Here is a 15,459-nt window from a genome sequence, read left to right as displayed (position 1 = left end):
GCTCATCCGACGCGGCCCAATGGCGAGCACAGAGCGGCGATTACGGCGGAGTGATCGCGGACATGCCAGATGCCGACGCGATGCATGCCACCAGCGCGAGCCAAACCCTCAGCGCAGTGATCAGCGGTGGCGCGGGTATAGCGCGCCACCTTGCCGACCGCCGTCGAGGAACCGCCGCCGATGCGATAGACATTATGCATCCGGGCGGGCGTGATGGGGATAGGCGGCATTAAAGGGTCACCTGCTGATCGGCGAGCGAGCGCCGCAGTTCTTCGACCTTGGGACGCGCCAGTTCGAACCGACGCGTCTCCAAGCGGGGGGAGGTGGGCCGCTGCATCCGACGTTCCGCCAATGACGCGTCGAGGTCGGCGCGCAGCGGGGCGAGGCGGTCAACGGGGGCTGGGCGGAGACGGGAAAGCAGCGACCACATGGGATCAGGCCTCCGGCTTACCGATGAGGACGGGCAGGCCGGTGTCGGCCTTCACGCGCTCGACCGATTCCTTGAAGGCATGGTCGAAGGTGCGATCCGTGCGCCACAGTTCGTACCAGAACACGATCTTGCCGCCGGACTTGCGGTACCGGAGACGCGCCGCGACGCGGTACAGCGGGCCATTGCGGAAAACCGGGATGCCGATCAAGAACAGGCCGGGCACCTTGATCGGAGCGCCGTGCTCGTCGGTATGGGTGGACTGGAAGCGGACGATGCCCTCGCCCGACGCAAGGTTCACCGCCTCTTGGACGACCGCCGCCTCATTGATCTGCAGCCCGCGCGCCAGTTCCATCAGCTTGTTCGGCGTGGCGATCGTATCGCGGCCGCCGAGGGTATCGATCAGGCGTCCGAGATCCTCGGACACATCGTCCTCGCCCTCGACATACAGCACGTCGATGATGCGCTCTTCGAGGAAGGCAGCAAAATCAACCATGCCCATCGCCTCGGCATTCTTGTCGTTCCAGGCCTTCCACTCGTCGCTGAGCGGGAAGGTGAAGGTCGACCGATGCTTGCCGAAGCGAGGATCGGCAGCGGCGCCAGCGCGGTGGTAGTCGAGCACGACGATGATGCTGGGGTTCGTGCGGCTGTCGTCGGCGAAGACGACGCTATCGTCATCCTTGAACCGGTTCGCATGCTCGATGAGGCTGTCCAGCGACAGCATGACCGCCGAGCCGGTGCGGAACAGCGGCTGCGGGCGATAGGGATCGAAGGTCGAGGGCGGCAGGACGGTGACGTCATTGCCGCGCCGGACCGCTGCGAGCGTGATGCCGGTACTCGGCTCCGCCACGCTGATAATCTCGGCCTTCACGTAATCCTCGACGAGGTCGCGCGCCTGCGCAATCACGCCGTCTCCGTTAATGCTTTCCATGGTCATGTCCTTTCAGGTGATCGCGATCAGACGGCGTCGCGGAAGCCGGGCCCGCGCACTTCGCGCACGCCGAAAAGCTGACCCTGTTGCGGGTTGCTGGGGGTGAAGCGGCCGTCCTCGGTCGACCACATGACGCTCTGCGGGCGCTTGGCCTCCGGAACGTCGACCTTGTGCTTCGCCTTGATGGTGAAGACGCGGCCATCGAGGGCGAAGTCGAGAGAGATCGTCAGCTTGCCCTTGGCCTTGCCGCCGCTCTCGATTGCGGTGTGGGCCATGTCGCTGGACATCTGGCGCAGCACTTCGGACAACTCGGCGTCCAACTGGCCGTCTTCCAGGAAGCGGACGAAGTCGCCGAAGCTATTGGCGGCGGGCGGCATGCGATTGCCGTCGGCCGCGCGAGGCGGATTCTCAGGGTCGATGATCATTGAGCTTCTCCTCAGGTCAAAGGGTGGAGCTGCCGACGCCGCCCAGCGTGAAGGGCGGGGCGGGCTTGCGGAGCGGGTAGACGGTGATGAGGCGGGCACCTGCGGCAACGCGCGCCAGCTTCTCCTCGAAGGTCAGCGGGGCGCGGTTGCAGACTGGCTGGCGGATCGGAGTGGCGACGGACACCCTCTCGGCTACCGCCTTCGCGGAGCGGCCGACCATCCGCCGGGCGCTCGGGTTCGCGGTCAGGAACTGCCGGCGGGCGTGGCCGATTGCATTCCAGCTTGGGACGTCGTTCGGATCGCGCTTACGCAGAACGCTGTCGACGGTGCTCCGTGAATGCTTCTGCACCAGGGACAGCATGAGGTCCCAAGCTTCATCGCTGCAGCTGCGCCCCATCATCGCAGACGCCTCCGACCGTCGCGGCAATAGCCGCAGCGTAGGCCCTTGTGATCGCGGACCAGCCGATCGAAGTGATCGCCGCACTGGTCGCATTCACCAGCCTGGCCGACCGGGATGGGCTGGCGCGCAGCGGCGATGTGACGCGCCGTCTCGGCAGCGGCGAGGTCGTTCGCCATGTCGATATGGTCGGCCATTACAGCGCCCCCGTTGCAACGCCGCCGAGCGTCATTGCCGGATCGGCGCGGCGAATGATCGGCTTGGCCGTGACGGTTGCACCGCGGCGCAGGCGGTCGAACTGCTCCGCCATCGCGGGGTCTTCACCGTCGCGCTCAGCAATCGCTCGGATCGTCTTTCGACGGGCTTCGGCTTCGTCGCCGCCGCAGGCGATCAGGATCGACCGATAGAGAACCTTGTTCGCCCGCCCGCCTGGCAACCAAGCGGCTCGGAAGTCTGCTTCCTTGGCCAGCTTCCGACCGAGCTTGATCGGAGCAGGCAAAACCTCACCGCGCGCTGCATATTCGGCCCGCATCTCGTCGCGGACCTTGTAGGCGTAGCAGCTGCCGATGTTCGTCATCACCGCCGCACGGCTGACCGGCACCCGATCAGCGATCAGCTGGCGCAGCTTCGCCTTTGCGGCTTCGGGCACAGCATGGACGAGGTTCGCCAGCTTGACCCTCTTGCCGCGCTTATCGCACCCCGTCAGGACTTCACCCTTGCGGGCGAGCCTCTTCACGAGCGCCGCGCGAATGCGGATGACGCTGGTGCTGGAAATCCCCGTCTGCCGCCCGACCTGCTGAGAGCCGAGGCCGGTATGGAGCAGCCGCTCGACCTCCTTGATCTGCTCACGCGACAGCCGGGCGCCCGAATACATCGCGCCGCCGCCTGGGCGGGGGAGGGGACGCTTGCCCCGCGCCTTCAGGTCGGCGTTGTAGCGACCCCGCTCATTGCTGATCGTCGACGCGCTGACGCCGAGGCGCAGCTGAATGTCGACGCCCTTCATGCCCTTGCGCAGCATTTCCCGGAGGCGCTCGACGCCAGCCGACGTCAGGTAGCCGTTCTTATCGCGCTCAGCGGGCCGATAGCCTCGGAGCACGCACAGCGCTGCCATGACACCGTTCTGCACGGTGGGCGTGGGCATGCCGATGGCGCGGGCTGTGGCCTCCATGCTCTGACCGGACTCGTACAGTTCGACTGCTCGGGTCAGCGCTTCGCCATGCAGGCCAAGCTGACGACCGCGCGGCAGGCGGGCGACGCCATCGCGAACGGCGGTCATGCCGCCACCTCGAACAGCGGGATCACCGCCTGGGCGGGATCGCTGATCGACAGGAAGCGATAGGTCTGACCGCCGGAGACGATCACCGCCGCCGCAGGCTGCACCATCGCAAGACGCAATTCTTCGGTCGCGAAAGCAGCGCCAGCCGCTACCGCGTCGTCATTGGCAATCGTCATTGTCGTCACTCCAGAGCCGGGTCAGACCGGCCGATTGGTCCTCAGTCCTTGATGATTTCGGACAGCTCGGCGATCAGCGAGCGGGCACGGTGTTGAAGCCGGGCGCGCTCCACATGGTCGATGTGGCCGTCCTTGCGGGCCTCGCAGATTTCGAAGGTCAGGCCTGCCGTCTCCGAGGCGATTTCGTCCCAGTTCGTCTCGCTGGTCTCGATGTCCACCATGCGGACGTCGCCGGGCTCGCACACCATGGCGATAGCCTGGGGCGGAAGGTGGCGGCGCAGCGTGAAGATCGCGCTCAGCGGCATCGCGGCGCCGTTGGCCCATTCGCGAAGCGTGCTCTCCGGGATGCCCGAGGCCGCCGACAGCGCCGCGCGCGTCGTGTGCAGGCCACGGCCCATGAAGCTGCTGAACATCGCGACCTGACGTTGGGCGACTTGTCGCTGCATTGCGGCATGATCAGACATGATCCCGCCCCTCCGTTTCATTAGTGGAATGGTTATGGATACCGATCACCTCTCCACCGCGCCGCGCGCCGTCCGCATCGCGATCGCTCGCGCGATGGTCGACAAAATCACCGGCGACGGGCGGGAGAACCACGCCGCCGGCGAGGGAGGGGCTGACCGTCTTGGGGAGGTCAGCCGCCAGGGAGAGGAAGTGAATGTCGGCGGTCATCCGAAGAACCCGCCCCAATACGTCAGGCCGACCCAGATCGCGGCCGTCAGCATGCTAGCGCCGAGGTCGTAATGGCCCTCGCGAGGACGGCCATTTTTGCTGGCGTGCAAGCAGACGCTGAGGAACAGCAGCGCGAGCAGGATACCCTGCGGCCAACCGATGTTCATGCCGCCGCCCGCGCAGGCTGGTATTCGGACATGAACTTGCGGACTTTGGCCTCGGTCTCAGGCCATAGCCTCCGGCCCTCCCTGAGTTGGCGAACGAAATGACGGTCGCCCAGAGCCTCATCACCAAACCGAGTTGGTGCTATGCCATGCGTGGCGAGGAAAGCCTCGATGTCGCTCAGGATCTTTTCCATGAGCACAACAGTATGTGTGAATTATCACACCGTCAAGGTGTGAAAACACCCATCTATCGTTCAGCGTCACCGTCGTGTGATAGATCACACATGAATGAGCAGGACGAAGTCGCGCGCGTGAAGGAACGCCTTCGCCAGTTGATGGACCAAAAGGGCATCAAGGCGAAGCCGCTGTCGAAGAAGGCAGGCAAAGGGGAGACGTTCGTCCGCGACATGCTGGACGGCGATGACGTCAAGCTCGGCAACCTCCATCGTCTTGCGAATGCTCTGGAGGTGTCGATCGCCGATATCGTGGGCGGCGGCAGCATTCGGGTAGCGGGCCGCGTTGGAGCTGGCGGCTCCGTGATTTTCGAGCCCGTTGACGGAGGCGCAGTGCCGATGCCCCCAGGCATGGGCGGCGAACTCGAAGCCTTGGAAGTTGATGGGATATCGATGTTGCCGCGCTATTCGGCAGGCGACATCCTCTACATCGAAAAAGCCGCGCCTGGGGTGAGTCCTGACGATGTCGGCGACTTCTGCGTCGTGCGGGCAAGTAGCGGCGAAACCTATGTGAAGCAGCTCGCATTCGGCACCAGGCCGGGGCTATGGACGCTGCGGTCGCTAAACGCCGAGGATATTGTCGACATTGAGATCGATTGGGCTCGACCAGTCATCTTCGTCCTGCCACGCGCCGCTCGACGTCGCCTGGGGTACTGATCCAATAGCGGAACCCGCCGGGCGGCGGTTCAGGAGCAGGCCTGCCCGGATAGTACGATGCGCGCTCAATTTCATCATCGCAGACGGCCATGCTAAGCAGCACACCCAGTAGACAAGAACGGCTGTAGCCGACGCTGTGCACGACTGCTGAGACGCCTCGCCCGCTTTGATGGATCATGTGATGCACCCAGCTATTCCTGGGGGCATATCCGATAGTCTCGCCGAGGCTCGAGACCACGCGCAGCGCGGTGGCGTCGTGAGGATTGTCGGGCTCATGTACGAAGCGGACTGCCTCACCCGGCGAGCAGCGCGACACAGCATCCTGATAATGCGAGACCCCTACCACCCTCAAAAAATCGACATCATCGTCCAGCACGAATCACCACCTCCCGACCTTGCAAGCATGATCAAGATCAGGAACATTGCAAGAACGATGTGAGAAATCACATTTGTCATTGACACGGTGGGAATAGTCACACTAATTTGCCCTCACCGCTGATCGCCGCCTGATGCGAGCGAAGCGGTCGAGGAGATCGCTATGTCCTGCATCGCGGGCATTCCCCAGCATAGGAACGATGACCGTCGGCAGCTGACGCTGTCGGCGCTGCGGGCATGGTATCAGGCGCTGTCGGTCTCGAAGCAGGTCGACATGCTGCAGCAGATGGCGGCCGGGCAGGCGGTGTCGGCATGATCACGCAGACGACTGCGACCGACATTGCGATTGCCTATGGCGAAATCGCAGCCGCCGAAAAGCTGTTGGCAGACGTTAAAGGCGCGATCGACAAGTTCGCGCCGGCGGACATCCGAGACGCGTACGGCCGGCGCCAGGGAGGTCTGCAACTAGGCGTCCCATCCGGTGAGAGTGGGCACCGCCTGTTCCATGTCGACTATAAGCTGGCGATACCCATCATTGAGGCGCACATCGCGAACCAGCGCGCCCGCGTGGCGTTGCTGTGCGAGCAGGCGGTCGCCGAAATGCGAGCCGGAGGTCAGGCATAATGCGCGCCGTCGGCCTGCCGCGCTCGGCGTTTCAGACCCGTAAGCCGCCTCGCGCCGGTCGTCCGGCATGGAAGTGCGCCGAGGAATATAAGCGCTGGCTGCGCCGACTGCCGTGCGTGGCCTGCCACTCCCTCGGCGATCGAACCAATCCCATTGTCGCAGCCCATGTCGATCATGCCGGCGGGAAGGGCGCGGGGACGAAAGTCGCCGACCGCCATTGCATTCCGCTGTGCGACCAGTGCCACCAGGAGCAGCACCGGGACGGTTGGCGCACCTTCGAGAAGAAGCTGCCGATGCAGGACGCCACGGTGGTGGCCACCGCATTTTGGCAGCAGTGGCCGGGCCGTGCGGCCTGGGAACGCGATCTGGCCGAGCAGGCTGGTGCGATGCGAGGTGCGCTATGACCGAGCACCACATCAGCGTCACGCGCCACGCGGTCAATCGGTGGATGCAGCGGATCAACCCGAACGCCGACTATGAGACGGCTGACCGAGAAATTCGGTCGCACGCCCGCGCCGTCTGCGCCGCTGCCGATTTTGGCTGCCAGGTGGTCAAGCTCGCCTCGGGTGATCGGCTGATCTGTGACGGCCGGAGCGTCGTCACGGTGCTGGCGCGGTGTCAGGGCATCTATTCGGTGCCGGGGTTCGTGTTGTGAGCGCCGCCCGCCGCCCTGGTCCGGTGACGCTCGCCGAGATCGATCCTGATCTCGACCAGACCGTCGAGGAAATGCGCTGGAAGGTCACCCGGTACCACCAGTTGGGCCCGATGATCATCGAGGCAACGAACGACCCGCAGCTTTACCGGACGCTTGCCGCCCGCATTGACGAGCGAGGCGACCTCTTCGAGTCCTTCCGCGTCCGCGCCGAGAAGCTGGGGATCAAGTCGCCTCATGCCCTGATCCGACTGATCGAGGTGGCCGCAGCGCTGACGAAGCAGCCCCGTGGGCAACGCAAGTCCCCAGCCGCGAACGCGGTTGTCGCGAACCTGCGCGACGGCATTGGTTATGCCGAGCGTGCCGCCTCCGACGCGCGGGTCGAGTTTATCATCGCGCAGCGCGAGGCGAAGAAGGCCGCCGCTAAGGTGGCCGCCCTTGGTGAAGCCCTCCGGTATGTGGAGGCGAGCCTTGGCTAACCCCAACACGCCCCCGATCGGGCGCCAGCCGGACGTTCGCTCCGTGATCGTCTCGAAACTGGCGGATGGCTATCCATGGTATGGCCATATCCGCGGGTACGAGGTTGTCGACGGTAACCAGGTCGGCGGGGACCGCTGGACCCGCGAGCAGGTCGCCACCCTGATCCGGCTGGGGCTCGATTTACTGACCTGCAAGTCGATGATGGTCCGCCGCCAGTCGGTCAATGACGAGGTCGTCGTCGGCCTGGGCAATCTTCCCGCCGTCTTCGAGTTCGAATGCCCGGTCATCAAGGCCATGAAGGGCGGCCGGATCAAGGTCATCGCGCCGAACGGCTGCTTCAAGTTCGTCTTGCCGGACGGCTGGGGACATCGCCCCTTCCGCCGTCCGCGCGACGAGTACGACGCCTTCATTCCCGGTCGCATCCTTGGTGCCGGCGGTTCCGCGTCGCGTCCCGAATTTTCCACCACCCGGAGGGCCATCCGATGACCCCGTCACCCCTGACTGACACGCTTTTCGTGTCGGTGTTCGTCTTCGCAGGCGGTCTCGCCGTGTGGACGCTGGTCGGCTCCCTGGTCCCGAACTGGGGCCGGATCATCGCCGCTCTGTTCCCCGTCTCCAATGCCGCCTCGGCCGATTCCGCGCCGAGCGCCGCCGATCCTCAGGAGCATGCCCATGGATAACCTTTCGAGCCTGATTGGCGCTGCCGTCGCTGCCAAAATGACGCCCGACTTCATCGAAAAGGAAGTCAACACCCGCGTCGAGAAGCTGGTTGTCGAAAGCGTGGACAAGGCGCTCCGGACGTGGAGCGACACGGGGAAGCTGATCGAAAAGGCGATTGAGGATGCGCTGCATGTCGATCGGCTCGACCTGCCGACTTACGGCAATGTTGTTGCTGCGATGGTCAAGGCCCAGGTCGAGGCGAAGGTCGCACCGCTTATCGCTGGTCGGCTGGCTGAGGACATCGACGAGCTACTGAAGCTGGCGCCTTCCACGGTGAAGCTGTCAGAGATCGCCGCCGCCATGCTCAAGCGGCATGACGATGACGCCTATGGCGAGGTCATCACCGTGATCGTCGAGCAAAACGAATATGGCTCGACATGGGTCTATCTCGACGAAGATCAGGTGCACGACGAGCGCAACAAGTATCGCTGCGACTATCGCCTGTTGATCGGCAAGGATGGCAAGATCTCCAGCGCAACGTTGCGCGAGCACGACATCAAGTCGTCGAAGCACTTCGGCACCAGCTACGGGCTCGAGCAGAAGCTGCGCGCCTATTTTGCCTGCGGGACCGTCATTGAGATTGATGAGGACCGCGTCGTTACGTCGGTGGGCGATTACTGATGACCGCCGCCGAGATCAACGCGATCGGCGTCATGCTGGCGAGTCTGCGCGACGAAGGGGAGGCGGCTGTGGTCGTCGCTGTCGCTGCGCATGGACCGTCGACGGACATGCCGGAGGGCTGCGTATCGGCAACCGTGGTCGCCCGCACCGTCGAGAATGGCGGTTCGATCATGCGGACCCGCACCGCTGGCCAGGAAGCGCCGCACAGCGCGACTGCCGCCGCGAAGTATCTGGCCGACGCCATCGGCCTCGCCCGCGCTGACCTGCGCCTCCAGCAGGCCCGCCGCGAGAAATCTCAGGAGAACGCCAATGCGTAAGCCTAGCCGCGCCCTATCGGCGCTCGCCTTCATCGTCGGGATCGCGATGGTGTGCTGCCTCGCGATCGAATTTTTCCCCTTTGCCCTGGGGGAGGCCGCCCGTGGCTGACATACCCGAAAAAGCCCTGATGGATGCGGTCGATATCCTCAAGACGTACGCGGACTTCATTCGCAACGACGTGCGCGCCGACGATTTCGAGCGCCACCCGTATCTGCCTCATATCGAGCAGACGATAGAGGACCTCCGCGCCGCCCCGCCCGCGATGGATCGGGAGGCGCTATTGACCAAGGCTCTCCGGCGCATCTCAGCGGAACCACTGCATAGCCTGCCGATCGTCACCACCCAGCGCATGCGCAACATTGCAGACTTTGCTTTACTCGGGGAGGATTTGGCATGACCTGGGGGCTGGTCCCAATGGGCGAACCCGTCACGCTTAATGCCTGCCCGCCTGGACCGTTCGAGTTCAACGGCTCGATCGGTTTCCGATCCGAATATGCGACCACATTGGAAGATCCGCGCCGCTATCAGGTCGATGCATATTGCTTTGAAAGCGGAGAATATTTCTGGGGCGGGGCTTCAGGCACGGAGGCACGCGCGCGATTGGTGGTCCAGCCATTGGCCCTCTCCACCCTCTCCGCAGACGCGATCCGCCAGGGGGAGGGGATATCCATTCCCGACGATCTGCGCGAGGCCGCACGATATGCTTCGGATGGCCCGTGGGAAATTGACAGCGAGCGCAATGAGGACGGTGCATATGGCAGCGGTCCGGATCATGGCACCGGCTATGACGATTACATCATTCTCGACGCAGAAGGGCGGACGCTTTTCGGCAGCGAAAACAGCACCGCAAAGCTGATCGAGGAGGAATACAGCGAGGACGACGTTTACGTCTGGGACCAGGTCGGGAAGCGCAACGCCGCCTTTATCGTCGCTGCCGTCAATTTTGTCCGCAAGATGCTCGCCACCCCCGCCTCTCACGCCAGCGATGGGGGGAAGGCAGCATGATGGCGGCGGTCTATCACGGCACGCCTCTGACGCCACGCGAGGCGCTGTTGGCTGCTGGCGCGCGGGCATATTGCGTTAGCTATTTCCGTCCTGACAGTGTTGCCGATGTCGAGGCGCAGGCGCCCTTCATCATGTACGACAACGGCGCGTTCTCCTACTGGATGCAGGCGGTTCGCGCCGGTGTTGACCCGATGGACGCCGGACGGCTGGATTGGTCAAGCTACTACGAATGGCTGGAAGATCGGCTGTTCGTGCCGGGGCGCTGGGCTGTCATCCCCGACAAGCCAGCCGCGCCGTCGCAGATGAACGACGGGCTTCTCAACGAATGGCCCCATGGTCGTTCGCGCGGCGTGCCCGTCTGGCACATGGACGGCCCACTTGATCGCTTGGCGCGCCTCTGCTCGCAATATGATCGCGTCTGTCTGGGCTGGATCGGTGATCCGAAGCGCGAGCCGGTGGGTTGCGCTGCGTACCGCCGTCGCATGGATGAAGTCTCCACGCTGATGGGCAACTGCTGGCACCCGCTGCACATGCTGCGCGGTGTGGCCGTAGGCGGTGACTACCCGTTCGCGAGCTGTGACAGCACCAGCCTTGCGCAGAATCATCACCGCTATCGCCTTCGCCTATTCGCCGGGACGCCCGATGAATGGAGCGGCGTGCGCGCCTATGCTGACAAGCTCGAAAGGATGGCAGCATGACCACCCGACAGACGCCGGATGCCGTGCGCAGATTGCAAGCCGCTTGGGATGGATGCGGGTCCTTGCCGCCCATCCAGTTTAGCGAAAGCGAAGCCGACGCCATCCTCGCCGCCCTCGACAGCCGCGCGGGTGATGCGGTGCGGGATGCTCTTTCCGAAGCTATCGGCGCGTTGCAGCCCTTCGCCGATGCTGATGAAGGTGACGCGGAGGACGAGCCCCATATGCAGGTCTGGCCAACATTCACGGTCGGCGATCTTCGTCGCGCTGTTGAAGCGGTGAAGTCGGGTAAGGCCACCCTATCCGCCACCCCCGCGCCCGCTGTCGATGCGGTCCCGGCAGGGGAGGACATGCTGCATGAATGCGCGAAATTGCTTGCCGATGTGATCGCGGCTGATCCTGGCCCGAAGGCTACCGCAGCCTTCGCAGCGGCTCGCAAGTGGTGGGACGCATACGACGCCGCCCTCTCGCACGGGGAGGGGCGGAAGTGATGCAGGCGCTGGACCTGTTCAGCGCGGCCGCCGGGGGCTGGTCCCTTGGTATGCACCGCGCGGGCTTCACGACGATAGCCGCCTGCGAGGTCGAAGCCTGGCGGCGCGCGCTCTATTCTGAAAACAATCCAGGCGTGAAGGTTTACGACGATGTCCGCACCCTTACGGCAGACCGACTTCTCGCTGATCTTGGACGACTTCCGTCCATCGTCGTCGGCTCCCCTCCCTGCCAAGATATCAGCAGCGCCAACACCAAGGGCAAAGGCGTCGAAGGGGAGCGCTCGGGCCTCTACTTCGAAGCCATCCGTATCATCGGAGAGTGCCGCCCTCGTTGGTTCGCTCTTGAGAACAGCGCTAATCTCCGAACTCGGGGCGCTGACGCCGTCATCGCTGCGCTGGAGGCAATCGGCTACGCCTGCTGGCCGGTCGTGGTTCGTGCTGGCGACGTCGGAGCCAACCACGAGCGACCCCGCTGCTGGCTCATCGGGTGCGACCTTGCACAGGTTGCACACCCCAACAGCAACCGGGAATTTGCATCACCCGTCCATGCAGAAATGGCCATCGTGCGAGGGCTGGGATCTGATCGGCAATCCACCGCTGAGCACGCCGCGCGCGTCGGATATGAAGGCGGGTGGGCACGGGGACACGGGCCGGATGGGATCGGCGCGTCACCAGTTGCAGCAAGCCATGCTGGCGACACCGCGCAAGACGGATGCCGATCGGGGCTTCCGTGGGGACGTGCTGAGCCAGCTGAACGGCTATCCATCGCGCCATGCGGGGATGCTGGGTACGCCAACAGCGAATCCTGCCCCACGGGGATCAGTGCTGAGACGGCAGAAGGGTCGTATGACCACGGATCAGGACGACTTCGATCGGACCCCGAACATGGGGGAAGTCGTGCATTTCCTGATGCCCGAGACACTTCCGACCCCGACCAAGCGGGACAAGCGGATGGATGCATGGTCCCCGGCATACGACAAGCGGAAATCGCCGACGATGGACGCTGTGCTGGACGGTGCGCAGACGGGCAGGGCGCCGGACAAATGGGCCTATGCGCGCCAGATCGCGGCGATCCTGACGGAGGCTGGGCTGATTGGTCCCTCAGAGACCTTACCAGTCACGTATGGCTGGATGCTAGGTTACAGGCCTGGGCGTTTCTGGCTATCTTGCTTGAAGAAGGGGGTATGCGATGGGAAGGCGAGCGATTGATTGCGGCAGTAAAATCTGCCGAGCATGTGGAGCAGCCTTCACTCGACAGCGATTTGGCCAGCGCCTTGAGGATCGTTCTCGCTTCCTACAGCGCGACCACTGCTCGCAGGCTTGCGCCAATAGCCGAGACGATGTTGGACGGTTGCAGCATAACCATCGCGCCCGACGCCACTTGGGAGAAGCCTGCGAAGTCTGCCAAGGCACAGACCGCCTCGCGATCCATCACATTGACGAAGACTGGACCAACGGCGACCCCACCAACCTCCAGACCCTCTGCTCACCCTGCCATTCCAGTCACCATATGCGAGCAAGACTTGTGGGCCGTTCACCAGCGGGCAGAGCGACGGCTGAGACTGTTCGCCAGTAGGCAGGTCGAGGCGTTCGGCGACGCGGTCATCCCCCAAATCCCCGAAGCCATAGGCAAGGCGATCCTGCGCACGGAAGCCGCGCTGGCTGCCATCTATGGGAGGGCCGCAGCATGACCGCCTCCGGTTTCGCGATGAGCGAGCGGGCGCGGGTCGGTGCCCCGGCCATTGGGCGGCCGGGGCGCGCGGGTCACTTGATCGGCTTCGCGCCTGGCGTCCCGCACTTTGCGAACTTGCCGTTCGCTGCCTTGCAGCGGGTCGACGCTGAGGCGGCCTTCTCGGGGCATTTGATGAATTTTCCCTTCGCATCTCGGCACGGGGCGGCCAGCGCGGGCGTGGCGAACAGGGCGGCAGCGGTCAGTGCAGCAGCGAAGATCTTCATGTCGAACCTCTCCATGGGCCGACTCGCGTGTCGGCCAGGGGATGGTGCCCCCGCGCGCGCCGCGGCGCCAGTGAGCATTGCGTCATGACCGGGACCGGCTTCGCGATGAGCGAGAGCGCCTACAGCTGGCAAAATCAGCCGGAGGTGTGGAAGCTGATGGAGGAGGGGCGTGCGGCGTCGTTCGGGGCGTGGTGCGTGATCCTGATCGGTCGGTTGTCGATCCTGCGGAAGCGGGACCGGGAGGATTGGACGCCCGAGAAGTCCGATGCGGTCCACTTCGCGATCGACAGCCGGCTGGACGTTCACGGCGAGCCGCCGCCGCCGTTCGCGCGGTGCTGGATCCTCGACCAGGTCGATCACCATAAATTCTTCGCGCGCAAGGGCGCGACCCAGGCGAAGCGCCAAGATGCCACGGCATGGCTCGACGCTCTTAGGGCGCTCTGGCGGCGATATGTTCCTGAGGAGGTAAAGAGCAATGCCTGACCGTCAGCATGATACTCTGCTGCGGCTGCCCGACGTCCGCGCTCGGACGAAGCTGTCGCGGGCGACGATTTACCGCAAGATGGCCGCCGGAGCGTTCCCGCCCGCCACACCAATCAGCACGCGCATGGTCGCGTGGTATGAGGCGGACATCAACGCGTGGGTCGCCAATCCGATCGGCTGGCGGGCCGCGGCCTGAACGATAGGCGGGGCGCTCAGCCGCCCCGCCGTCGCCCGCCGAGCACATCATTGGCTGGAGCCAGCCCCTTCATGAGCATGTCGGCCCACTCTTGGGATAGCTCGCGCCGCCGCTCCATGTGTCCCGCCCGGTCATAGGCCGCCTTCACTTTATTGGCCGGGACATGGGCCAGCATCAGCTCGATCACGTCATCATCGCCGACTCGGCGCTGGCGCTTGGCGATCGCGTTCATCGTCGTCGAGAATGCGGCGCGCCAGCCGTGCGGGACGTGGCGCCCGTGATACCCGACGCGGTTATACAGATAGCCGATCGCATTCTCGGACAGCGGGCGGTGGCTATGCCGCTGGCTTGGAAAGACCAAGCGGCCACGGCCGGACAGTCGCCGCACCGCGAGCAGAGTGTCGACCGCTTGCCAGGGCAGCGGGATCAGGTGCTCGAAAGCTTCCTCGGCCTTCAGGTCGCTGACCAGCTTCATGCGCGCCGCCGGGACGCGCCACAGCGGCATGAATGGGCCATACTGCTCCCCGGTCCAGTCAATACCCTCGAATTCCTCCCATTCGGCCCCACGGATCATGCCAGGCCGCGATTGGGTCAGCGCTAGCAGGCGCGAAGCCAGCTTGGTCACCGGCGATGCCCCGGAAGCCTCGGCCGCGATCAGCACGCCGCGCGCTTCGTCGACATCGGTCAGCGCGGGCTGCCGACCTTTCTTCGGCAGCGGACGCAGCGCCTTTCCGACCGCCGCCGCCGGATCGACTGCGACGACCCCCTCAGAGATATACATCGCGAAGACCGCCGAGATTCGCTGGCGCAGTCGCTTCGCCGTCTCGATCGAGCCGCGATCCTCCACCGCGCGAAGCGCCTTCAGCACGGTCGGGGCGTCAATCTCGGTCAACGCGCGGGCACCGAAGGCCGGAAAGACGTCACGCTCCAAGCTGGTGATGACGTCGTCCGCGTGGACCGGCGCCCATCGCCCTTTTTGCAGACCGAACCAGGCCCGCGCCGCCGTCTCAAAGGACACCGCCCGTGCCTCGTCGAGCGCCTTCCGGTCGCGCTCCTCACGCGACCGCCGCCGCGCACCGGACGGGTCGATATGATCACGGATCTGTCGGCGCGCTTCATCGCGGCGTTCGCGCGCCTCGGATAGCTTGACCTCGGGGTACGGCCCAAACGTCAGCAGCTTTTCCTTGCCGTCGAAGCGGAATTTCATCCGCCAGGACTTCGACCCGGTAGGTGCAACATGCAGATATAGGCCTCCGGAATCGGCCATCTTGTACGGCTTGTCCCGTCGCTCCGCCTTTTTCACCGCCGTGTCGGTCAGCATGTCCATACCCCGCTATCGGCCTGCCGGTCGGGGTATCGCGGGACGCGTCGACGGCGATACCCCGTCCGATACCCCCGATACCCCCGCGCTTTTGCGGAACAAACCGAGACAACCTGAGACATCGAATATCAAAATTTCCCCGCGTTTACGAGGGGATTGAGACG

The 15,459-nt window shown here is 64.5% G+C and carries 32 protein-coding genes and 1 pseudogene; 19 read left to right on the top strand and 14 right to left on the bottom strand.

Translation table 11 applies throughout. The annotated features are described in order from the left end of the window. Window positions 1-2: 2 nt before the first annotated feature. The 11 genes from NZL82_RS15515 to NZL82_RS15465 all read right to left on the bottom strand — a co-directional run bounded on the left by NZL82_RS15515 (window position 3) and on the right by NZL82_RS15465 (window position 4,662). Complete coding sequence (locus NZL82_RS15515; protein ID WP_126053615.1) at window positions 3-230, bottom strand: hypothetical protein; 228 nt, start codon at window positions 228-230, stop codon at window positions 3-5. A 204-nt stretch (window positions 231-434) separates the two neighbouring features. Beyond that, a complete protein-coding gene (locus NZL82_RS15510) occupies window positions 435-1,358 on the bottom strand; it encodes a YfdQ family protein (protein ID WP_261270652.1) in 924 nt (307 codons plus the stop codon). A 26-nt stretch (window positions 1,359-1,384) separates the two neighbouring features. Next, window positions 1,385-1,783 (bottom strand): hypothetical protein, encoded by a 399-nt coding sequence (locus NZL82_RS15505; RefSeq protein ID WP_261270651.1) that lies wholly within the window; start codon window positions 1,781-1,783, stop codon window positions 1,385-1,387. A gap of 16 nt (window positions 1,784-1,799) precedes the next feature. Next, window positions 1,800-2,144 carry a hypothetical protein gene (locus NZL82_RS15500; RefSeq protein WP_261270650.1) on the bottom strand — a complete coding sequence of 115 codons (345 nt, stop codon included), beginning with the start codon at window positions 2,142-2,144 and terminating at the stop codon, window positions 1,800-1,802. 35 nt (window positions 2,145-2,179) lie between these two features. Continuing rightward, on the bottom strand, window positions 2,180-2,377 hold the full coding sequence (locus NZL82_RS15495; RefSeq protein WP_261270649.1) for a hypothetical protein: 198 nt from the start codon (window positions 2,375-2,377) through the stop codon (window positions 2,180-2,182). After that, complete coding sequence (locus tag NZL82_RS15490) at window positions 2,377-3,456, bottom strand: hypothetical protein (RefSeq protein WP_261270648.1); 1,080 nt, start codon at window positions 3,454-3,456, stop codon at window positions 2,377-2,379. Before NZL82_RS15490 ends, NZL82_RS15495 begins: the two co-directional genes overlap by 1 nt. Continuing rightward, window positions 3,453-3,632: a hypothetical protein gene (locus NZL82_RS15485; protein ID WP_261270647.1), complete on the bottom strand. Its 180-nt coding sequence runs from the start codon at window positions 3,630-3,632 to the stop codon at window positions 3,453-3,455. Before NZL82_RS15485 ends, NZL82_RS15490 begins: the two co-directional genes overlap by 4 nt. A 41-nt stretch (window positions 3,633-3,673) precedes the next feature. Then, a complete protein-coding gene (locus tag NZL82_RS15480) occupies window positions 3,674-4,045 on the bottom strand; it encodes a hypothetical protein (protein WP_261270646.1) in 372 nt (123 codons plus the stop codon). Between the two features lie 43 nt (window positions 4,046-4,088). Continuing rightward, the gene (locus NZL82_RS15475) at window positions 4,089-4,304 is read right to left on the bottom strand and encodes a hypothetical protein (RefSeq protein WP_261270645.1); all 216 of its coding nucleotides are present in this window, start codon (window positions 4,302-4,304) and stop codon (window positions 4,089-4,091) included. Continuing rightward, the gene (locus NZL82_RS15470; protein WP_261270644.1) at window positions 4,301-4,471 is read right to left on the bottom strand and encodes a hypothetical protein; all 171 of its coding nucleotides are present in this window, start codon (window positions 4,469-4,471) and stop codon (window positions 4,301-4,303) included. The genes NZL82_RS15475 and NZL82_RS15470 overlap by 4 nt, the downstream gene beginning before the upstream one ends. Continuing rightward, window positions 4,468-4,662: a hypothetical protein gene (locus NZL82_RS15465; RefSeq protein ID WP_261270643.1), complete on the bottom strand. Its 195-nt coding sequence runs from the start codon at window positions 4,660-4,662 to the stop codon at window positions 4,468-4,470. Before NZL82_RS15465 ends, NZL82_RS15470 begins: the two co-directional genes overlap by 4 nt. Window positions 4,663-4,752: 90 nt before the next feature. On the opposite strand from NZL82_RS15465, the gene NZL82_RS15460 reads away from it, so the two are divergent. Continuing rightward, a complete protein-coding gene (locus NZL82_RS15460) occupies window positions 4,753-5,358 on the top strand; it encodes a helix-turn-helix domain-containing protein (RefSeq protein ID WP_261270642.1) in 606 nt (201 codons plus the stop codon). Here the strand turns inward: NZL82_RS15460 and NZL82_RS15455 are convergent. After that, window positions 5,312-5,734 (bottom strand): HIRAN domain-containing protein, encoded by a 423-nt coding sequence (locus NZL82_RS15455; RefSeq protein WP_261270641.1) that lies wholly within the window; start codon window positions 5,732-5,734, stop codon window positions 5,312-5,314. The two genes, NZL82_RS15460 and NZL82_RS15455, sit on opposite strands and share 47 nt — an antisense overlap. A gap of 162 nt (window positions 5,735-5,896) precedes the next feature. On the opposite strand from NZL82_RS15455, the gene NZL82_RS15450 reads away from it, so the two are divergent. The 16 genes and pseudogenes from NZL82_RS15450 (at window position 5,897) to NZL82_RS19845 (ending at window position 12,915) form a co-directional block, all read left to right on the top strand. Then, complete coding sequence (locus NZL82_RS15450) at window positions 5,897-6,049, top strand: hypothetical protein (protein WP_261270640.1); 153 nt, start codon at window positions 5,897-5,899, stop codon at window positions 6,047-6,049. Continuing rightward, window positions 6,046-6,357 carry a hypothetical protein gene (locus tag NZL82_RS15445; RefSeq protein ID WP_261270639.1) on the top strand — a complete coding sequence of 104 codons (312 nt, stop codon included), beginning with the start codon at window positions 6,046-6,048 and terminating at the stop codon, window positions 6,355-6,357. The genes NZL82_RS15450 and NZL82_RS15445 overlap by 4 nt, the downstream gene beginning before the upstream one ends. Next, a complete protein-coding gene (locus tag NZL82_RS15440; protein ID WP_261270638.1) occupies window positions 6,357-6,761 on the top strand; it encodes a hypothetical protein in 405 nt (134 codons plus the stop codon). Before NZL82_RS15445 ends, NZL82_RS15440 begins: the two co-directional genes overlap by 1 nt. Continuing rightward, window positions 6,758-7,012 (top strand): hypothetical protein, encoded by a 255-nt coding sequence (locus NZL82_RS15435; protein WP_261270637.1) that lies wholly within the window; start codon window positions 6,758-6,760, stop codon window positions 7,010-7,012. Before NZL82_RS15440 ends, NZL82_RS15435 begins: the two co-directional genes overlap by 4 nt. Further along, a complete protein-coding gene (locus NZL82_RS15430) occupies window positions 7,009-7,488 on the top strand; it encodes a hypothetical protein (RefSeq protein ID WP_261270636.1) in 480 nt (159 codons plus the stop codon). The genes NZL82_RS15435 and NZL82_RS15430 overlap by 4 nt, the downstream gene beginning before the upstream one ends. Further along, complete coding sequence (locus NZL82_RS15425) at window positions 7,481-7,975, top strand: hypothetical protein (RefSeq protein WP_261270635.1); 495 nt, start codon at window positions 7,481-7,483, stop codon at window positions 7,973-7,975. Before NZL82_RS15430 ends, NZL82_RS15425 begins: the two co-directional genes overlap by 8 nt. Then, entirely contained in the window at window positions 7,972-8,169 is a 198-nt protein-coding gene (locus NZL82_RS15420) for a hypothetical protein (RefSeq protein WP_261270634.1), read from the top strand. Before NZL82_RS15425 ends, NZL82_RS15420 begins: the two co-directional genes overlap by 4 nt. Continuing rightward, the gene (locus NZL82_RS15415; RefSeq protein WP_261270633.1) at window positions 8,156-8,830 is read left to right on the top strand and encodes a hypothetical protein; all 675 of its coding nucleotides are present in this window, start codon (window positions 8,156-8,158) and stop codon (window positions 8,828-8,830) included. The genes NZL82_RS15420 and NZL82_RS15415 overlap by 14 nt, the downstream gene beginning before the upstream one ends. Further along, window positions 8,830-9,147, top strand: a complete 318-nt coding sequence (locus NZL82_RS15410; RefSeq protein WP_261270632.1) for a hypothetical protein — start codon at window positions 8,830-8,832, stop codon at window positions 9,145-9,147. The genes NZL82_RS15415 and NZL82_RS15410 overlap by 1 nt, the downstream gene beginning before the upstream one ends. Window positions 9,148-9,248: 101 nt before the next feature. Beyond that, the gene (locus NZL82_RS15405) at window positions 9,249-9,545 is read left to right on the top strand and encodes a hypothetical protein (RefSeq protein ID WP_261270631.1); all 297 of its coding nucleotides are present in this window, start codon (window positions 9,249-9,251) and stop codon (window positions 9,543-9,545) included. Further along, on the top strand, window positions 9,542-10,153 hold the full coding sequence (locus NZL82_RS15400; protein ID WP_261270630.1) for a hypothetical protein: 612 nt from the start codon (window positions 9,542-9,544) through the stop codon (window positions 10,151-10,153). Before NZL82_RS15405 ends, NZL82_RS15400 begins: the two co-directional genes overlap by 4 nt. Further along, window positions 10,150-10,851, top strand: coding sequence for a hypothetical protein (locus NZL82_RS15395; protein WP_261270629.1), 702 nt, complete (start codon window positions 10,150-10,152; stop codon window positions 10,849-10,851). The genes NZL82_RS15400 and NZL82_RS15395 overlap by 4 nt, the downstream gene beginning before the upstream one ends. Next, window positions 10,848-11,339 (top strand): hypothetical protein, encoded by a 492-nt coding sequence (locus tag NZL82_RS15390; RefSeq protein WP_261270628.1) that lies wholly within the window; start codon window positions 10,848-10,850, stop codon window positions 11,337-11,339. Before NZL82_RS15395 ends, NZL82_RS15390 begins: the two co-directional genes overlap by 4 nt. Next, window positions 11,339-11,848, top strand: a pseudogene (locus NZL82_RS19850) (DNA cytosine methyltransferase); the annotation flags it as partial. The gene NZL82_RS15390 and the pseudogene NZL82_RS19850, both read left to right, overlap by 1 nt. 37 nt (window positions 11,849-11,885) lie before the next feature. After that, window positions 11,886-12,548, top strand: a complete 663-nt coding sequence (locus NZL82_RS15385) for a hypothetical protein (protein WP_261270627.1) — start codon at window positions 11,886-11,888, stop codon at window positions 12,546-12,548. Beyond that, window positions 12,529-12,915 carry an HNH endonuclease signature motif containing protein gene (locus tag NZL82_RS19845; protein WP_353772910.1) on the top strand — a complete coding sequence of 129 codons (387 nt, stop codon included), beginning with the start codon at window positions 12,529-12,531 and terminating at the stop codon, window positions 12,913-12,915. Before NZL82_RS15385 ends, NZL82_RS19845 begins: the two co-directional genes overlap by 20 nt. A 188-nt stretch (window positions 12,916-13,103) precedes the next feature. Here the strand turns inward: NZL82_RS19845 and NZL82_RS15380 are convergent, their stop codons facing one another. Then, the gene (locus tag NZL82_RS15380) at window positions 13,104-13,295 is read right to left on the bottom strand and encodes a hypothetical protein (protein WP_261270626.1); all 192 of its coding nucleotides are present in this window, start codon (window positions 13,293-13,295) and stop codon (window positions 13,104-13,106) included. An 84-nt stretch (window positions 13,296-13,379) separates the two neighbouring features. Between NZL82_RS15380 and NZL82_RS15375 the strand changes: the two genes are divergently transcribed. Next, window positions 13,380-13,778, top strand: coding sequence for a hypothetical protein (locus tag NZL82_RS15375; RefSeq protein WP_261270625.1), 399 nt, complete (start codon window positions 13,380-13,382; stop codon window positions 13,776-13,778). After that, window positions 13,771-13,974, top strand: a complete 204-nt coding sequence (locus NZL82_RS15370) for an AlpA family transcriptional regulator (protein ID WP_261270624.1) — start codon at window positions 13,771-13,773, stop codon at window positions 13,972-13,974. Before NZL82_RS15375 ends, NZL82_RS15370 begins: the two co-directional genes overlap by 8 nt. A 16-nt stretch (window positions 13,975-13,990) precedes the next feature. On the opposite strand, the gene NZL82_RS15365 is transcribed toward NZL82_RS15370, so the two are convergent. Further along, window positions 13,991-15,295 (bottom strand): phage integrase central domain-containing protein, encoded by a 1,305-nt coding sequence (locus tag NZL82_RS15365; protein ID WP_261270623.1) that lies wholly within the window; start codon window positions 15,293-15,295, stop codon window positions 13,991-13,993. Between the last annotated feature and the right edge of the window lie 164 nt (window positions 15,296-15,459).

The organism is Sphingomonas sp. LC-1 (genome assembly GCF_025371035.1).
GTDB classification, from domain to species: Bacteria; Pseudomonadota; Alphaproteobacteria; order Sphingomonadales; family Sphingomonadaceae; genus Sphingomonas; species Sphingomonas sanguinis_E.
Note: the sequence above shows the minus strand (reverse complement) of the source record. Positions and strands in the feature narration are given on the sequence as shown.

Coding starts and splice junctions, on each gene's coding strand:
- NZL82_RS19845 (WP_353772910.1), top strand. CDS start 12,529: ATGGGAAGGCGAGCGATTGATTGCGGCAGTAAAATCTGCCGAGCATGT.
- NZL82_RS15370 (WP_261270624.1), top strand. CDS start 13,771: ATGCCTGACCGTCAGCATGATACTCTGCTGCGGCTGCCCGACGTCCGC.
- NZL82_RS15460 (WP_261270642.1), top strand. CDS start 4,753: ATGAATGAGCAGGACGAAGTCGCGCGCGTGAAGGAACGCCTTCGCCAG.
- NZL82_RS15385 (WP_261270627.1), top strand. CDS start 11,886: ATGCAGAAATGGCCATCGTGCGAGGGCTGGGATCTGATCGGCAATCCA.
- NZL82_RS15510 (WP_261270652.1), bottom strand. CDS start 1,358: ATGGAAAGCATTAACGGAGACGGCGTGATTGCGCAGGCGCGCGACCTC.
- NZL82_RS15440 (WP_261270638.1), top strand. CDS start 6,357: ATGCGCGCCGTCGGCCTGCCGCGCTCGGCGTTTCAGACCCGTAAGCCG.
- NZL82_RS15435 (WP_261270637.1), top strand. CDS start 6,758: ATGACCGAGCACCACATCAGCGTCACGCGCCACGCGGTCAATCGGTGG.
- NZL82_RS15470 (WP_261270644.1), bottom strand. CDS start 4,471: ATGAACATCGGTTGGCCGCAGGGTATCCTGCTCGCGCTGCTGTTCCTC.
- NZL82_RS15410 (WP_261270632.1), top strand. CDS start 8,830: ATGACCGCCGCCGAGATCAACGCGATCGGCGTCATGCTGGCGAGTCTG.
- NZL82_RS15365 (WP_261270623.1), bottom strand. CDS start 15,295: ATGCTGACCGACACGGCGGTGAAAAAGGCGGAGCGACGGGACAAGCCG.
- NZL82_RS15465 (WP_261270643.1), bottom strand. CDS start 4,662: ATGGAAAAGATCCTGAGCGACATCGAGGCTTTCCTCGCCACGCATGGC.
- NZL82_RS15375 (WP_261270625.1), top strand. CDS start 13,380: ATGACCGGGACCGGCTTCGCGATGAGCGAGAGCGCCTACAGCTGGCAA.
- NZL82_RS15500 (WP_261270650.1), bottom strand. CDS start 2,144: ATGCTGTCCCTGGTGCAGAAGCATTCACGGAGCACCGTCGACAGCGTT.
- NZL82_RS15505 (WP_261270651.1), bottom strand. CDS start 1,783: ATGATCATCGACCCTGAGAATCCGCCTCGCGCGGCCGACGGCAATCGC.
- NZL82_RS15450 (WP_261270640.1), top strand. CDS start 5,897: ATGTCCTGCATCGCGGGCATTCCCCAGCATAGGAACGATGACCGTCGG.
- NZL82_RS15480 (WP_261270646.1), bottom strand. CDS start 4,045: ATGTTCAGCAGCTTCATGGGCCGTGGCCTGCACACGACGCGCGCGGCG.
- NZL82_RS15395 (WP_261270629.1), top strand. CDS start 10,150: ATGATGGCGGCGGTCTATCACGGCACGCCTCTGACGCCACGCGAGGCG.
- NZL82_RS15475 (WP_261270645.1), bottom strand. CDS start 4,304: ATGACCGCCGACATTCACTTCCTCTCCCTGGCGGCTGACCTCCCCAAG.
- NZL82_RS15400 (WP_261270630.1), top strand. CDS start 9,542: ATGACCTGGGGGCTGGTCCCAATGGGCGAACCCGTCACGCTTAATGCC.
- NZL82_RS15420 (WP_261270634.1), top strand. CDS start 7,972: ATGACCCCGTCACCCCTGACTGACACGCTTTTCGTGTCGGTGTTCGTC.
- NZL82_RS15380 (WP_261270626.1), bottom strand. CDS start 13,295: ATGAAGATCTTCGCTGCTGCACTGACCGCTGCCGCCCTGTTCGCCACG.
- NZL82_RS15485 (WP_261270647.1), bottom strand. CDS start 3,632: ATGACGATTGCCAATGACGACGCGGTAGCGGCTGGCGCTGCTTTCGCG.
- NZL82_RS15490 (WP_261270648.1), bottom strand. CDS start 3,456: ATGACCGCCGTTCGCGATGGCGTCGCCCGCCTGCCGCGCGGTCGTCAG.
- NZL82_RS15415 (WP_261270633.1), top strand. CDS start 8,156: ATGCCCATGGATAACCTTTCGAGCCTGATTGGCGCTGCCGTCGCTGCC.
- NZL82_RS15495 (WP_261270649.1), bottom strand. CDS start 2,377: ATGGCCGACCATATCGACATGGCGAACGACCTCGCCGCTGCCGAGACG.
- NZL82_RS15515 (WP_126053615.1), bottom strand. CDS start 230: ATGCCGCCTATCCCCATCACGCCCGCCCGGATGCATAATGTCTATCGC.
- NZL82_RS15445 (WP_261270639.1), top strand. CDS start 6,046: ATGATCACGCAGACGACTGCGACCGACATTGCGATTGCCTATGGCGAA.
- NZL82_RS15390 (WP_261270628.1), top strand. CDS start 10,848: ATGACCACCCGACAGACGCCGGATGCCGTGCGCAGATTGCAAGCCGCT.